The sequence below is a fragment of the Streptomyces sp. NPDC041968 genome (assembly GCF_055589025.1).
Genome location: NZ_JBVJCB010000002.1, coordinates 478,344 through 492,314, shown reverse-complemented (window position 1 = coordinate 492,314; position 13,971 = coordinate 478,344). Strand labels below are relative to the sequence as shown.

Below are 13,971 nucleotides of genomic sequence, written 5' to 3'. Positions count from 1 at the left end.
CGCACGTCAGCGCCGCCGGCCCTCCGTGCTCTCCCTCAGGACGAGCCGGTGGGCCACGACGCGGTCCTGGGGCGAGAGCACCCCGGACCCGGAGCCGTCCGGCACGCCGTCCGGGTCCGACGCCTCCTCGATGCGGTGCTGGAGCAACTGCACGGCGACCTTGGCCACCGCCGCCTTGTCGGGTGCCACCGTGCTCAGCGTCGGCACGGAGTACCGCCCGCCCTCCACGTCGTCGAAGCCGATGACGGCGACGTCCTCGGGCACCCTGACCCCGTGCTCGTGCAGGGCGCGCAGGGCACCGAGCGCCAGCTGGTCGTTGAGGCAGAGCAGCGCGTCGGGCCGGGCACCGCTCGCCAGCGCCCGCGCCACGGCCTCGGCGCCGTCGGGCATCCTGAACGAGCCGACCGGCAGCAGGGCGGCCGGATCGTAGGCCAGGCCCGCTTCTCCGAGGGCGGCGCGATAGCCGCGCGTACGGGCCTGGGCCGTCCCGAGGCCCGGGTCGTCCCGCCCGCCGACGGCGAGGACGGTGCGGCGGCCGAGGCCGATCAGGTGCGCGGTCGCCTCGCGAGCGGCCCGCTCGTTGTCGATGGCCACGTGGTCGGCGCCCTCCTCCAGCAGCTCACCGAGGAGCACGGTGGGCGGGGCGCCCGCGCGGTCACGCAGGTCGTCGGCCGTCAGCGCGAGCGGGCTCAGGATGATCCCGTCCACGAAGGTGGAGCCGAACCCGGCGAGCGCCGCCAGTTCATGGGCGCGGTCCGCCCCCGACTGGTGGATGAGCACGGTCAGGGAGCGCTGCTCCGCCTCGCGGATCACGTGCCGGGCCAGCTCGGCGAAGTACGGGACGTCCAGTTCGGGAACGACGAGGGCGATGATGCCGGTGCGGCCCTTGCGCAGATGACGGCCGGCCAGGTTCACCCGGTAACCGAGCTGTTCGATGGACTCCCGCACGACCCGTCTGGTCCGGTCGGAGACATGGGCGTAGTCGTTGATGACGTTGGACACCGTCTTCTCCGACACCCCCGCGTGACGTGCGACGTCCTTGATCCTGGGCCGTGCCACCGAGACCTCCCTGCCTCATCCGCGCCGCCCGAGTCTATGTCCCGTCCTTTTGCGGGCCCGAGCGGAGGTCGACGGGGCGCCGGTCCCACCGGCCGCCGCGGCACTTCCCCGGCCCAGCTCTTTACAGCCAATGTACATCGATGTAAAAACTAGCCACCGCATCAGCGTCCGGCCGTCGAAAGGTCCGCGATGAGTTCCCGTCTGCCTGCCCGCGAGGTGGGGGCGGCGTCCGATCCCGTACGCCGTCTCAGCCGCCGTCGGCTTCTGCGACACACCATGGCCACAGCGGGAGCCCTGCTCGCCGCGGCGCCCCTGTCCGCCTGCTCCTCGCCGGCCTCCGCCTCCGGGGCGTCCTCACTGAGCGTCTGGGACCTGTTCCAGGGCGGCGACGGCATGCTCATGGACGACATGATCGAGGCCGTGTCCCGGGGGGCCGAGGGGTTCGACGTGGACCGCACGATCCTGGACTGGGGCCCGTCCTACTACACGAAACTCGCCATGTCCGCCGCGGGCGGCCGCGCCTCCGACGTCGCCGCCATGCACCTGTCCCGGCTGGCGGGTTACGCGCCCGGCGGCCTGGTGGACCCCTTCGACCTGGACCTGCTCGCCGAGTTCGGCGTCACGCCGAAGGACTTCGCGCCGGCGGTCTGGGGACGGACGCAGCACGAGGGCACGGTCTACGCCGTCCCGCTCGACGTCCACCCGTTCATCGTGTTCTACGACAAGGAGGCCGCGGACACCGCCGGCCTGCTGGACCCGTCGGGCGAACTGGCCCCGATGGGATCGCCCGAAGCCTTCCTGGATGCCGGCAGGGCCCTCGCCGAGGCGACCGGGCAGGCGGGCGTCCTGTTCGGTCACGTCACCGACACGGCACAGAACTGGCGCCTGTTCGCCGCCCTCTACGCGCAGACCGGAGCGGCGTTCACCCTGCCCGAGGGCGGCCCCCCGGAGATCGACGTGGACGCCGCCGTACGCGTCGTGACGTTCATGAAGCAGCTCTTCGACGGCCGTACCAACCCCAACAACCTTGACTACAACGGTGCGCTGGCCGCCTTCACCAGCCGCCGCGGCGGCATGGCCATGCTGGGGGAGTGGGAGCTGCCGACACTGAAGAAGGCCGGTATCCCGCTGGGCGCCGCCGCCTTCCCCCAGGTCTTCGACGAACCGGCGGTCTACACCGACAGCCACAGCTTCGTCCTGCCGCACCAGAAGGACCCCGACCCGGCACGGCGCCGCGAGGCCCACCGGTACGTGGCGGAGATGCTCAAGCAGAGCCTCACCTGGGCGAGCGCCGGCCACATCCCCGCCTACCAGCCCGTACTCGCCGAGCCCGAGTACGCCGCCCTCGACCCGCAGGCCTCCTACGCGGACGCCGCGAAGGTGGCGGTCCTCGACCCGCCCAACTGGTTCGTCGGCGCCGGGTCGAACTTCCAGAACCGCATGTGCCAGCCGCTCCAGTCGGCGCTGCTCGGAAACACGTCCGCCGAGAAGGCGGTGCGCCAGATGGTCCGCGAGGCGGACGCGCTGCTGCGGCAGCCCAACCCGGTTGCCTGACACGGCCGAAGGAGTGACCGACGTGACCACCACCGCACCCCCCGGCGCCGAGGCACCGTCCGACCCGCCCGCCGCCTCCGCCGGCGGCCGCGACCGAGCCGTCCCGCGCCGGATGCGCACCACCCCGAACACCGGGTTCCTCTTCGTCCTGCCCTTCCTGCTCGTCTTCGGCCTCTTCATGGTGTGGCCCGTCGTGCAGGGGCTCTGGATGAGCTTCACCGACACCTCGCTCGCCCTGCGCGACACCGCCTTCGTCGGCTTCGACAACTACACCGAGGCCCTCGGCGACCCGGACGTGTGGAGCAGCCTCGGCAACACGGTCTTCTTCACCGCCGTCTCCAGCGTGCCGCTGGTGCTGGTCGCGCTGGCGATGGCCCTGCTCGTGCACAGCGGGCTCGCCGGACAGTGGGCGTGGCGACTGGCCTTCTTCGCCCCCTACCTGCTGCCGGTGACCGTGGTGACCCTCATCTGGACCTGGCTGTACCAGCCCGACCTCGGCCTCGGCAACCAACTCCTCACCACGCTCGGCCTCGAGTCCGTCGGCTGGCTCTCCGACGAGTCCGTCGCCATGTGGTCGATCGCCGCCCTCACCGTGTGGTGGACGGTCGGCTTCAACTTCCTGCTCTACCTCGCGGCGCTCCAGTCCCTCCCGTCGACCTTCGACGAGGCGGCGGCGCTCGACGGGGCCGGCGCGTGGCGGCGCCTGTGGTCCATCACGCTGCCGCAGCTGCGCAGGACGACAGGACTGGTGGCCATGTTGCAGATCCTCGCGTCGCTCAAGGTGTTCGACCAGATCTACATCCTCACCAAGGGCGGGCCCAACGGCTCCACCCGTCCGGTCCTGGAGTACGTCTACGACGTCGGCTTCACCGGATACCGGCTCGGGTACGCCTCCGCGATCTCCTACCTCTTCTTCGCGCTCGTGATCGTCGTCTCGCTCGTGCAGCTCCGCCTCTTCCGCCAGGAGGACTGACCGTGTCCGCAACCGCACCCACCGTCCGCGCACGGCGCCGTCCACCGCGGGAAGCGGCCGGCTCCCCCCTGCTCCTCGGCCACGGCCGACTGCCCCGCGTCCTGGCCGGCACGGCACTGGCCGTCCTGGCGACCCTGTGGCTGGTGCCCTTCGTCTGGGCGATCGCCACCTCGGTGCAGAGCGAGCAGGACGTCTCCGCGCCCGGCCTGTCCCCGCTCAAGGGCGCCTTCACCCTGGACGCGTACCAGCAGATCCTGGAACGCGGGAACGTGGCCGTCTGGGCCTTCAACAGCTTCCTGGTCGCCGGCCTGGTCACCCTGCTCACCGTGGTGGTCTCCACCCTCGCGGCGTACGGCTTCTCGCGCGGCACCTTCCGCGGTCGCCGCGCCCTGCTCGCCGTCACGGTCGCCGCCATCATGATCCCGCCACAGCTCCTGGTGGTGCCGCTCTTCGAGCAGATGCTCCTCTTCGACCTGGTCGACACCTACGCGGCGGTCATCCTGCCCCAGGTCGTCGCGCCGATGATGGTGTTCATCCTGAAGCGGTTCTTCGACGGCGTCCCCCGGGAGCTGGAGGAGGCGGCCCGCATCGACGGCGCCTCCGAGTTCCGGGTCTTCCGGTCGGTCGTGCTGCCGCTCTCCCGGCCCATCGTGGCCGCGGTCGCGATCTTCGTCTTCATCGGGGCGTGGAACAACTTCATGTGGCCCTTCATCGTCACCAACGACCCCGGCCTGATGACCCTCCCGGTGGGCCTGGCCACCGTCAAGGACGCCTACGGCGTCCAGTACGCGCAGTCCATGGCCTCCGCGCTGCTGGCCGCGCTGCCGCTGATCGCGGTCTTCCTCCTCTTCCAGCGCCGCATCGTCAACTCCGTGGCCACCACCGGCCTCGGCGGTTCCTGACCCTCGCCCGACCCGCAGTACACCCGGGACCGGCCATCCCGCGCCGGCCCACCGATCGACTGGAGCATGTGTGCCCACTCACTCCGTACCGCGCCCGGAGTACCCGCGCCCGCAGTTCGTGCGCCGCGACTGGCTCAACCTGAACGGCGCCTGGCAGTTCGAGACCGACCGAGGCGACAGCGGACTCGAACGCGGCCTCCTCGACCGTGAACTGCGGGACGAGATCCTCGTCCCCTTCCCGCCCGAGTCCGAGCTGTCCGGTATCGGGGACACCGACTTCCTGGAGGCCGTCTGGTACCGGCGGACCCTCCTGCTGCCGACGGCCTGGGCCGGACGCCGGGTCCTGCTGCACTTCGGCGCCGTCGACCACGACGCCACCGTGTGGGCCGACGGCAAGGAGGTCGCCCGGCATCGCGGCGGCTTCACGCCCTTCACCGCCGACCTCGGAGACATCGCGGGGGCGGGGGAGGAGGTCGTGATCACCGTCCGGGCCCGCGACCCCAAGTCCGGCCCGCAGGCCCGCGGCAAGCAGGCCGTCCAGTACGCCAACCACGACTGCAACTACACCCGGGTGACCGGCATCTGGCAGACCGTCTGGCTGGAGCCCGTCCCCGACCTGCACCTGCGCCGCCCCCGGATCACCCCCGACCTGGCCGGTTCCGCCTTCCACGTGGAACTGCCCCTGTCCGGCAACCGGCCCGGCCACCGGGTACGCGCCGTCCTGAGCGACGCCGACGGCGAGGTGAGCCGCGCCGAGGCACGCGCCGACCTGGACCTCGCCCCGCGCCTCCACCTGCCCGTACCGGACGACCGACGGCGCGAGTGGGGACCGGACGACCCGCACCTGTACGACCTGCGCCTGGAACTCCTCGACGCCACCGGGCAGGTCGTCGACAGCGCCGAGAGCTACGCCGGCCTGCGCGCCGTGGGCCTGCGGGGCAAGGCCGTCACGATCAACGGCCGCCCGCTGTTCCAGCGTCTCGTGCTCGACCAGGGCTGGTACCCGGACGGGCTCATGACGGCCCCCACCGACGCGGCCCTGATCCGGGACATCGAGCTGGGCATGGCAGCCGGTTTCAACGGAGCCCGACTGCACCAGAAGGTGTTCGAGGAGCGCTTCCTGTACCACGCCGACCGCCTCGGCTACCTGGTCTGGGGCGAGTTCGGCGACTGGGGCTGCGAGACGGGCGGCTCCTCCGGCGACAACCAGCAACCCGACGCCTCCTACGTCGCCCAGTGGCTGGAGGCCCTCGAACGCGACTACTCGCACCCCTCGATCATCGGCTGGTGCCCGCTCAACGAGACCTACCAGAAGCTGCACGACCGCATCACCGGGCTCGACGACGTCACCCGGGCCATGTTCCTGGCCACCAAGGCCATGGACACCACCCGCCCGGTCGTCGACGCGTCCGGCTACGCCCACCGGGTCGCCGAGACCGACATCTACGACTCCCACAGCTACGAGCAGGACCCGGCCGCCTTCCGGCAGCTGATGTCCGGCCTCGCCAAGGACGCCCCCTTCGTCAACGCCTACGAGAACGGCGCCCCGTACTCCCTGCCCTACCGGGGCCAGCCGTACTTCGTCAGCGAGTTCGGCGGCATCTGGTGGGACCCCGAGGCGGCCGCCGACCGGTCCGGTGAGGACCGCACCGAGTCCTGGGGCTACGGGGAACGGGTCCGCGACGAGGACGAGTTCCACGAGCGGTTCGCGGGCCTGACCGGAGTGCTGCTGGGCGACCGCCGCATGTTCGGCTACTGCTACACCCAGTTGACCGACGTCTTCCAGGAGCAGAACGGCATCTACCGCTTCGACCGCGGGGACAAACTCGACGTCGCACGCGTCCGCGCCGCACAGCTGCGGCCGGCGGCGATCGAGGAGCAGGACCCGGCCTAGCGAGCGTGGGCGGGGGCCGGAGGCGGAGCACCGCCACCGGCCCCTCGCGCACGGGCCGGAGGTCAGAAGGGACGGTCGCCCTCGATGGCGACGCGTTCGGCGACGCGGCGGTCGGAGCCGTAGTCGCCCACGGCGTAGTGCTGCGTGGCGCGGTTGTCCCAGAAGGCGACATCGCCGGGCCGCCAGCTGAACCGCACCTGGTACTCGGGGACGTGCGCCTGCTGGAACAGGAAGCGCAGCAGGCGGTCGCTCTCGTCGCGGTCCAGGCCGGTGATGCGGGTGGTGAAGGAGGCGTTGACGAACAGCATCCGCCGCCCCGTCTCGGGATGGGTGCGCACGACGGGGTGCTCCACGGGCGGGAACGCGTCCTGATGGGGGATCAGGCGCTCGGGCCCGTAGAACCTGGCGAAGCCGGGGACGAAGTCGTGCACGGCGCGGGCGCCGTCGACGCGGTCCTTCACCTCCTGGGGGAGGTTGTCGTAGGCGGCCGCCATGTCCGCCCACAGGGTGTCCCCGCCGAACGGCGGCACCTCGCGCAACTGGAGGACGGCGCCGAGCGCGGGCCGCTCGCGGAAGGTGACGTCGGTGTGCCAGACGTTCTCGTAGGTCGGGGTGGCGGCGTCGGCCTTGTCGAAGCGGACCACGTCCTCGCGGGAACCGGCCGCGAGCAGGGGGTTGGTCTCCAACTCGCCCCAGTGGCCGGCGAAGGCGCGCTGCTGGTCGGAGCTGAGGTGCTGGGCGCGGAAGAAGAGCACCTTCCACTCCAGCAGAGCGCGGTTCAACTCCTCGCGCAGGCCGGCACCGAGCGGACGGGAGAGGTCGACCCCCCTGATCTCGGCCCCGATCGTGCGGGCCAGCGGGACGACGCCGAAGTGCTCGTAGGGCCGTTCCACCCACCCTTCGGGCAACCGGCGCAGGACGCGCCGTCCCTCGTACATCCCGTCTCCCGGGATGCGTGCTGCACGCAGGCCGGCGGTCGGGCCGGCAGCCGTGACGGTCATGGGAGTCCTCCCCTAGGTACGGCGGTACGGGTGGCGCCCGGCCACGGCGCGACGACGTCAGCGCAGGATGGCCGGGGAGAGAGAAAGTGCTCCGGGCTGTACACCGGAAGGGACACCGAGGGACCCCCGACGCACGGGGCGTCGAGCCCTCGGTCCGTGTGCGGCCGCTATCGGCCGGAACGCTCACAACCGGTTCGCTCGGGCACGCGGGGACACTCCGCCGTGGTGCCGAACCGGTATGTGGTCATGGCACCGATTGTGTGATCTTCCGCCGCCGATGTCAACGGGGTCAGACGGGCTGCGGAACGAAGGGGAGCATGGCGTCGCCCTCCGGCTGGACGACGCCGTAACTGCTCTCGGGCACCTTGTTCCAGACTCCCGGCAGGTCACCGAGGGGTTCCGACACGATCAGCCGGGTGTCGTCGGACGCCTCCCGGAGGAAGGGCAGGTCGGGATGGAGCGCGCGCAGGCTCTCCACGGCCGAGCTGTAGTAGAGCGACCGCGAGTCCTGCTGGCTGGAGTAGCGGAAGGCCCACAGCCGTCGCCCCTCGGTCACGGCGACCGTCATCTGCAGCGGGTACTCCACGTGGTGCTCGTGCCCGATCTCCTCCACCAGCCCGGCCATCCGCGCCACGGCCCCCGGCGGATCGTCCTCCAGACCGAAGGTGAGGGCCAGGTAGAACATCATCTCCGAGTCCGTCGACCCCTCGATGTCCAGGAAGAGCCGCGGATCGACGGCCAGGGCGAGATCCCGGCGCAGCCGGTGGAACTCCGCGATCGCGCCGTTGTGCATCCACATCCAGCGGCCGTGCCGGAAGGGATGGCAGTTGGTCTGCTGCACCGGGCTCCCGGTGGAGGCCCGGATGTGCGCGAAGAACAGCGACGACCGGACATGGCCCGCGATCTCCCGCAGGTTGCGGTTGCTCCACGCCGGACCGATCTCCCGCACGATCGCGGGCGTCTCCATCTCCGGACCGAACCACCCGACGCCGAACCCGTCCCCGTTGGTCGTCTCGACGCCCATCCGGGCGTGCAGGCTCTGGTCGATCAGCGAGTGCTCGGGCTTGTAGAGGATCGTCTCGAGCAGCACCGGCGTTCCCGAGTAGGCGAGCCATCGGCACATCGTCTGCAGCCTCCCTGGTCCCCGGCGTCCAGCGCGGGGCGTCGCACCTCAGTCGACCGGCCAGGTGTGCACCGGGGCGTTGAGATGCATGTAGTCCATGTACTGCTGGGTCATCCGCCGCAGTGCCTCGTGCCGCCCCGGGCGGGCGGTCGCGTCGATGTGATGGAACATCTCCTTCTGCCACACCGCGCCGTTGCGGCCGGTGACGCACCGCTGTTCGATGATCCCGAGCAGCGGCTCCCGCCAGGCCGAGTCCATCCCGGACAGCTCCAGCCCCCGGTGCGCCAGCGGCAGCAGCCGCCGCAGAACGAGTTCGGGCACGGTCACCTCGCCCGTGCCGGGCCAGTACAGCCGCGCCTCGATGCCGTGCCGGGCCGCGGTGTGCAGGTTCTCCTCGGCGACGGAGAAGGACATCCGCGACCACACCGGCCGCTCCTCCTCCACCAGCGCACGGGTGAGCCCGTAGTAGAAGGCGCCGTTGGCGAGGGTGTCGGCGACGGTCGGGCCGGCGGGCAGCACACGGTTCTCCACCCGCACGTGCGGCACGTCGTCCGCCACCGCGTACACGGGCCGGTTCCACCGGTAGATGGTGCCGTTGTGCAGCGTCAGCTCACCCAGCTCGGGGATGTCGCCGCGGTCCAGGGTCTCCACGGGATCCTGGTCGTCGCAGAGCGGCAGGAGCGCCGGGAAGTAGCGCAGGTTCTCCTCGAAGAGGTCGAAGACGCTGTTGATCCACCGCTCCCCGAACCACACCCGGGGCCGTACGCCCTGCGCCTTGATCTCCTGCGGCCGCGTGTCGGTCGCCTGCTCGAACAGCGGGATACGGCTCTCGTGCCAGAGTTCCTTGCCGAGCAGGAAGGGGGAGTTGGCGGCGAGCGCGACCTGGACACCGGCGATGGCCTGGGCCGCGTTCCAGTAGTCGGCGAACTCCTCGGGGGACACCTGGAGGTGGAACTGCGTGCTGGTGCAGGCGGCCTCGGGCGTGATCGTGTCCGCGTACGTCCGCAGCCGGTCGACGCCGTCCACCTCGATGTGCAGGTCCTCGCCCCGCGCCGCGAAGACCTGGTCGTTGAGCAGCCGGTAGCGCGGGTTCTCCGAGAGGGCGGCCTCGCCCACGTCCGACTGGCGCAGCGTCGGAAGGGTTCCCACCATGATCAGGTGCGCTCCGACCGAGTTGGCGCCCTTCTCCGCGTGGTTCAGGGCGGTACGGATCTCGGTCTCCCACGCGTCGGGGCCTCCGGCCGTCAGCTGCCTGGGCGGAATGTTGATCTCCAGGTTGAACCGGCCCAGCTCGGTGGACCATGCGGGGTCCGCGATCGCTTCGAGGGCGTCGCTGTTGCGCATGGCGGGCTCGGCCCGGTCGTCGACCAGGTTCAGCTCGATCTCCAGGCCGACCTGGGGCCGCTCGGTCTCGAACCGCGACTCGCGCAGCATCTGCGCGAAGGCGTCGAGGCACTCCTGCATCTTGATCCGGTACCGGCGGCGGTCCTCGCGGGTGAAGACCAGCGCCGGGACGTCCCGTCCCATCGGTCCTCCCGGGGTCGCCTGCCGCGGACACGTCTCCACCCCAGCGTCGCACCACCTGGCGCCCCTCACCAGACGGGACGGCGAGGGGCCCGCCGCACGGTGTGCGGCGGGCCCCCGGGTCAGGTCCTCCTACGGCCGATCGGCGTCAGAGCTTGCCGGACTCCCGCACGGTGATCTTCGCGGAGGTCTTGCCGGACGGGGAGGAGCCGTAGCCCTCGATCCGGTCGACCAGCTCCGTGCCCTCGACGACCTTGCCGAAGACGACGTGCTTGCCGTCCAGCCAGGGGGTGGGCACGGTGGTGATGAAGAACTGCGAGCCGTTGCTGTTCGGTCCCGCGTTCGCCATGGAGAGCAGGTACGGGCCGGTGTGCTTCAGCTGGAAGTTCTCGTCCGCGAACTTCTCGCCGTAGATGCTCTTGCCGCCCGTGCCGTCACCGCGGGTGAAGTCACCGCCCTGGAGCATGAACTGCGGGATCACGCGGTGGAACGGGGAACCCGCGTAACCGAAGCCGTGCTCGCCGGTGGCCAGCTCGATGAAGTTCTTGGCGGTCTTGGGGGTGACGTCCTCGAAGAGTTCGAAGACGATGCGGCCCGCATCCTGGCCGTTGATGTCGATGTCGAAGTAAACCTTGGAATTGCTCATCCCACCATTGTGACGTGCGTGCTCCCGTGATGCGTCACCGGCCGCCGTTTCAGGGCGTGGCGAGCAGTTCCAGCGTGTCGATCACGCGGTTCGAGAAGCCCCACTCGTTGTCGTACCAGGCGACCACCTTGACGTGCCGTCCGTCGACGCGGGTCAGGGCCGAGTCGAAGATCGACGAGGCCGGGTTGCCCGTGATGTCCGAGGAGACCAGCGCGTCCTCCGAGTACTCCAGCACGCCGGCGAGCGGTCCCTCGGCCGCGGCGCGGTAGGCCTCCAGCACGTCCTCGCGCGTCACGTCGCGGGCGACGGTCGTGTTCAGTTCGACGATCGAACCGACCGGTACCGGGACACGGATCGAGTCGCCCGACAGCTTGCCGTCGAGGTTCGGCAGCACGAGGCCGATCGCCTTCGCGGCGCCCGTCGTGGTCGGCACGATGTTGACCCCGGCGGCGCGGGCGCGGCGGGGGTCGCGGTGCGGCCCGTCCTGGAGGTTCTGCTCCTGCGTGTAGGCGTGCACCGTCGTCATGAAGCCGTGCTCGATGCCGGCCAGCTCGTCCAGCACCGCGGCCAGCGGCGCGAGCGCGTTGGTGGTGCAGGACGCGTTGGAGACGATGGTGTGCGCGGCCGGGTCGTACGCGCCGGTGTTGACGCCGTAGGCCAGGGTGACGTCGGCGCCGTCGGAGGGCGCGCTGACCAGGACCTTCCTGGCGCCCGCGGTGAGGTGGGCCCCGGCGGCGGTGGCCGAGGTGAAGCGCCCGGTCGCCTCCAGCACGAGGTCGACGCCCAGCTCGGCCCACGGCAGCCGCGCCGGCTCCCGCTCGGCCAGCACCTTGATGCGGCGCCCGTCCACGACGAGGGTGTCCCCGTCGACGGTCACCGGGCGGCCCAGCCGGCCGGCCGTCGAGTCGAAGGCGAGCAGCCGCGCGAGGGCGGCGGGCTCGGTGAGGTCGTTGACGGCGACGACCTCGAGCTTGCTGTCGCGCTCCAGCAGCGCGCGCAGCACGTTGCGTCCGATGCGTCCGAAGCCGTTGATGCCGATGCGGGTCATGAGCGGTGCCTTTCCGGTTCGCCGTGCGGTGCCTCCAGGTTCGCTCGCGGGGGCGGCCCGCGGCAGCGGCGTGACAGCCACGGTTCGCAAGGATCACGCCAGGCGGCCCACGCTCACGGCTACTCCCCCCGGGTGAAGGTGCGCCGGTACTCGCTCGGGGTGGTGCCGAGGATGCGCTGGAAGTGCAGCCGCAGATTCGCGCCGGTGCCCAGACCCACGTCGGCGGCGATCTGCTCGACGCTGCGCTCGGAGCGTTCGAGCAGCTCACGGGCCATGTCGACGCGGGCGCGCATGACCCATTGCATCGGTGTGTACCCCGTGTCCTCGGCGAACCGGCGCGAGAAGGTGCGCGCCGACACCGCCGCGTGCCGGGCGAGGGCCTCCAGGGTGAGCGGTTCGCCGAGCCGGCGCAGGGCCCATTCGCGGGTGGCGGCGAAGCGCTCGCCCAGTGGTTCGGGCACGCTGCGGGGTACGTACTGCGCCTGTCCGCCGCTGCGGTAGGGAGCCGCGACGAGGCGCCGGGCCGCGTGGTTGGACGCGGCGACCCCGAGGTCGCCGCGCAGGATGTGCAGGCACAGGTCGATGCCGGAGGCGGCACCCGCCGAGGTCAGCACGCTGCCCTCGTCCACGAAGAGCACGTTCTCGTCGACCCGCACACGGGGGTGCTTCGCCGCCAGCGCCCGCGTGTAGTGCCAGTGCGTCGTGGCGCGCCGCCCGTCGAGCAGGCCCGTGGCGGCGAGCGCGAACGCGCCGGTGGAGATGGCGGCGAGCCGCGCACCCCGGTCGTGGGCCGCCGTCAGCGCGTCCAGGACGGGCCGCGGCGGGTCGTCCAGGTCGGGGGAGCGGTACCCGGGCAGGAAGACCACGTCGGCCCACGCCAGCGCGTCGAGGCCGTGGGCCACGTGGTACGACAGGCCGTCACCGCCGGTCACCAGGCCGGGTGCCGCACCGCACACCCGCACCTCGTACGGCATGCTGGCGCGTGTGGTGAACACCTGCGCCGGGATGCCGACGTCGAGCGGCTTGGCGCCCTCCAGCACGAGGACGGCGACACGGCGCAGGCGGGACGACGGCACGGTGGACAGCGTACGCGGGGGCGCGGCTCAGCTCAGGCCGAGGACGTCCATGGTCCGCTCGGCCATGCGCCGCTCCCCGAGGGCGTTGGGGTGGACGGGTACGAGGCTGTGGCCGAAGAGCAGCGGTTCGATCCACCGGGTGCCGGAGGCCTTGCAGGCGTCGTGGCCCTCCGACACCGACGCGAAGTCCACGTAGGTGGCGCCGGTCTCCTCCGCCGCACGCCGCACGGCGTCGTTGAGGTGCGCCTGGATCCCCCTGAGGTAGGGCACGTCGCCGGCGGCGAGGGGCAGCTTGGCGAAGCAGGACGGGTCGGCGGTGGCGGGCGTGATCCAGGGGTAGCCGAGGGCCGCCACCCGGGCGCCCGGCGCCTTGGCGCGGACGCTCAGCAGCGCGGCCTTGAGCGCGGGATAGGTGTTGGCCTCGATCTGGTCGTCGAAGGAGGTGCCGTGCCGGTCCTTGCAGGGGCTGCCCTTGCCCCCGCTGAGGAGGCCCGCGGAGCCGCAGGCCGTGATGGCGTTGATGAACGTGCTGTTGTCGTTGCCGCCGATGGTGAGCGTGACGAGGTCCGTGTCGGCGGAGAGCGCGTTGACCTGGGGGGCGACACCCGGGTACTGGGACTGCGTGAAGTGGGCGGTCCGGGCGGCGCCGCAGGTGACGTCCTTGAGCCGGGCGCCGGTGGCGGCGGCGATGACGTGGGGGTAGTTCGCCGTGGAACGCAGGCAGAGCAGGTTGGTGGGGTCCACGGGCAGGACACCCGAGCCGGCGCTGTAACTGTCCCCGAGAGCCACGTAGTCGAGGGGAGGGGCGGGAGCGGCGTGCGCGGTGGCGTCGGTGAGACCGAGGGCCAGCGTGCCGACTGCGGCTGCTGTCGCGGTCATGACACGGCGAAGGGCATGCTTCGGCATGTGCTCTCTCTTCTCGGGAGGAGTGCGGCCGCAGGTTACTGATCGGTTTTACTTTTAAGTAATGTGCAGGGCCGCTGACTTGAAGTCAACGATGTCGACCGAACTTCTCGCGGTGGTGCGCTCGGCTCCCGAGGCCGGTCGGTCCTCGACACCGCCATCGGCTGCTCGGCCGGGGCCGTGCTGCCGCCGATCGGGGCCGCCGGCCGCCCGTGCTGTTTTAGAGTGATCCCGTCAGTGCAGACGACTGCGGACCTGTGAGGTACTC

General features: G+C 71.3%; 12 protein-coding genes. 4 read left to right on the top strand and 8 right to left on the bottom strand.

Annotation, left to right across the window (positions count from 1 at the left end; translation table 11 throughout):
* Nucleotides 1–6: 6 nt before the first annotated feature.
* A complete protein-coding gene (locus tag ACZ6EG_RS07300; protein ID WP_391968977.1) occupies nucleotides 7–1,059 on the bottom strand; it encodes a LacI family DNA-binding transcriptional regulator in 1,053 nt (350 codons plus the stop codon).
* Nucleotides 1,060–1,248: 189 nt separating this feature from the next.
* Between ACZ6EG_RS07300 and ACZ6EG_RS07295 the strand changes: the two genes are divergently transcribed.
* From ACZ6EG_RS07295 to ACZ6EG_RS07280, 4 genes are all read left to right on the top strand, one after another.
* A complete protein-coding gene (locus tag ACZ6EG_RS07295) occupies nucleotides 1,249–2,613 on the top strand; it encodes an extracellular solute-binding protein (protein ID WP_469602427.1) in 1,365 nt (454 codons plus the stop codon).
* A gap of 22 nt (nucleotides 2,614–2,635) precedes the next feature.
* Nucleotides 2,636–3,586, top strand: coding sequence for a carbohydrate ABC transporter permease (locus ACZ6EG_RS07290; protein WP_469602424.1), 951 nt, complete (start codon nucleotides 2,636–2,638; stop codon nucleotides 3,584–3,586).
* A gap of 2 nt (nucleotides 3,587–3,588) precedes the next feature.
* Entirely contained in the window at nucleotides 3,589–4,488 is a 900-nt protein-coding gene (locus tag ACZ6EG_RS07285; RefSeq protein WP_391968974.1) for a carbohydrate ABC transporter permease, read from the top strand.
* A gap of 70 nt (nucleotides 4,489–4,558) precedes the next feature.
* Entirely contained in the window at nucleotides 4,559–6,382 is a 1,824-nt protein-coding gene (locus ACZ6EG_RS07280; protein ID WP_469602420.1) for a glycoside hydrolase family 2 protein, read from the top strand.
* 62 nt (nucleotides 6,383–6,444) lie between these two features.
* On the opposite strand, the gene ACZ6EG_RS07275 is transcribed toward ACZ6EG_RS07280, so the two are convergent.
* From ACZ6EG_RS07275 to ACZ6EG_RS07245, 7 genes are all read right to left on the bottom strand, one after another.
* Complete coding sequence (locus ACZ6EG_RS07275) at nucleotides 6,445–7,383, bottom strand: TauD/TfdA dioxygenase family protein (RefSeq protein WP_391968972.1); 939 nt, start codon at nucleotides 7,381–7,383, stop codon at nucleotides 6,445–6,447.
* Between the two features lie 289 nt (nucleotides 7,384–7,672).
* Nucleotides 7,673–8,506, bottom strand: coding sequence for a class II glutamine amidotransferase (locus ACZ6EG_RS07270; protein ID WP_356609783.1), 834 nt, complete (start codon nucleotides 8,504–8,506; stop codon nucleotides 7,673–7,675).
* A 48-nt stretch (nucleotides 8,507–8,554) separates the two neighbouring features.
* Complete coding sequence (locus ACZ6EG_RS07265; protein ID WP_391968971.1) at nucleotides 8,555–10,033, bottom strand: glutamate-cysteine ligase family protein; 1,479 nt, start codon at nucleotides 10,031–10,033, stop codon at nucleotides 8,555–8,557.
* A 145-nt stretch (nucleotides 10,034–10,178) separates the two neighbouring features.
* The gene (locus ACZ6EG_RS07260) at nucleotides 10,179–10,676 is read right to left on the bottom strand and encodes a peptidylprolyl isomerase (RefSeq protein ID WP_366769056.1); all 498 of its coding nucleotides are present in this window, start codon (nucleotides 10,674–10,676) and stop codon (nucleotides 10,179–10,181) included.
* Between the two features lie 49 nt (nucleotides 10,677–10,725).
* Nucleotides 10,726–11,724, bottom strand: a complete 999-nt coding sequence (gap, locus tag ACZ6EG_RS07255) for a type I glyceraldehyde-3-phosphate dehydrogenase (protein ID WP_469602415.1) — start codon at nucleotides 11,722–11,724, stop codon at nucleotides 10,726–10,728.
* Between the two features lie 119 nt (nucleotides 11,725–11,843).
* Nucleotides 11,844–12,800, bottom strand: a complete 957-nt coding sequence (locus ACZ6EG_RS07250) for a GlxA family transcriptional regulator (protein ID WP_391968969.1) — start codon at nucleotides 12,798–12,800, stop codon at nucleotides 11,844–11,846.
* Nucleotides 12,801–12,827: 27 nt separating this feature from the next.
* Nucleotides 12,828–13,706 (bottom strand): SGNH/GDSL hydrolase family protein, encoded by an 879-nt coding sequence (locus ACZ6EG_RS07245; RefSeq protein WP_391968968.1) that lies wholly within the window; start codon nucleotides 13,704–13,706, stop codon nucleotides 12,828–12,830.
* Nucleotides 13,707–13,971: the final 265 nt, after the last annotated feature.

Excerpts from the sequence above, each read along its gene's own strand:
- ACZ6EG_RS07295 (WP_469602427.1), top strand. The coding sequence starts at position 1,249 with ATGAGTTCCCGTCTGCCTGCCCGCGAGGTGGGGGCGGCGTCCGATCCC.
- ACZ6EG_RS07275 (WP_391968972.1), bottom strand. The coding sequence starts at position 7,383 with ATGACCGTCACGGCTGCCGGCCCGACCGCCGGCCTGCGTGCAGCACGC.
- ACZ6EG_RS07270 (WP_356609783.1), bottom strand. The coding sequence starts at position 8,506 with ATGTGCCGATGGCTCGCCTACTCGGGAACGCCGGTGCTGCTCGAGACG.
- ACZ6EG_RS07265 (WP_391968971.1), bottom strand. The coding sequence starts at position 10,033 with ATGGGACGGGACGTCCCGGCGCTGGTCTTCACCCGCGAGGACCGCCGC.
- ACZ6EG_RS07260 (WP_366769056.1), bottom strand. The coding sequence starts at position 10,676 with ATGAGCAATTCCAAGGTTTACTTCGACATCGACATCAACGGCCAGGAT.
- gap (WP_469602415.1), bottom strand. The coding sequence starts at position 11,724 with ATGACCCGCATCGGCATCAACGGCTTCGGACGCATCGGACGCAACGTG.
- ACZ6EG_RS07245 (WP_391968968.1), bottom strand. The coding sequence starts at position 13,706 with ATGCCGAAGCATGCCCTTCGCCGTGTCATGACCGCGACAGCAGCCGCA.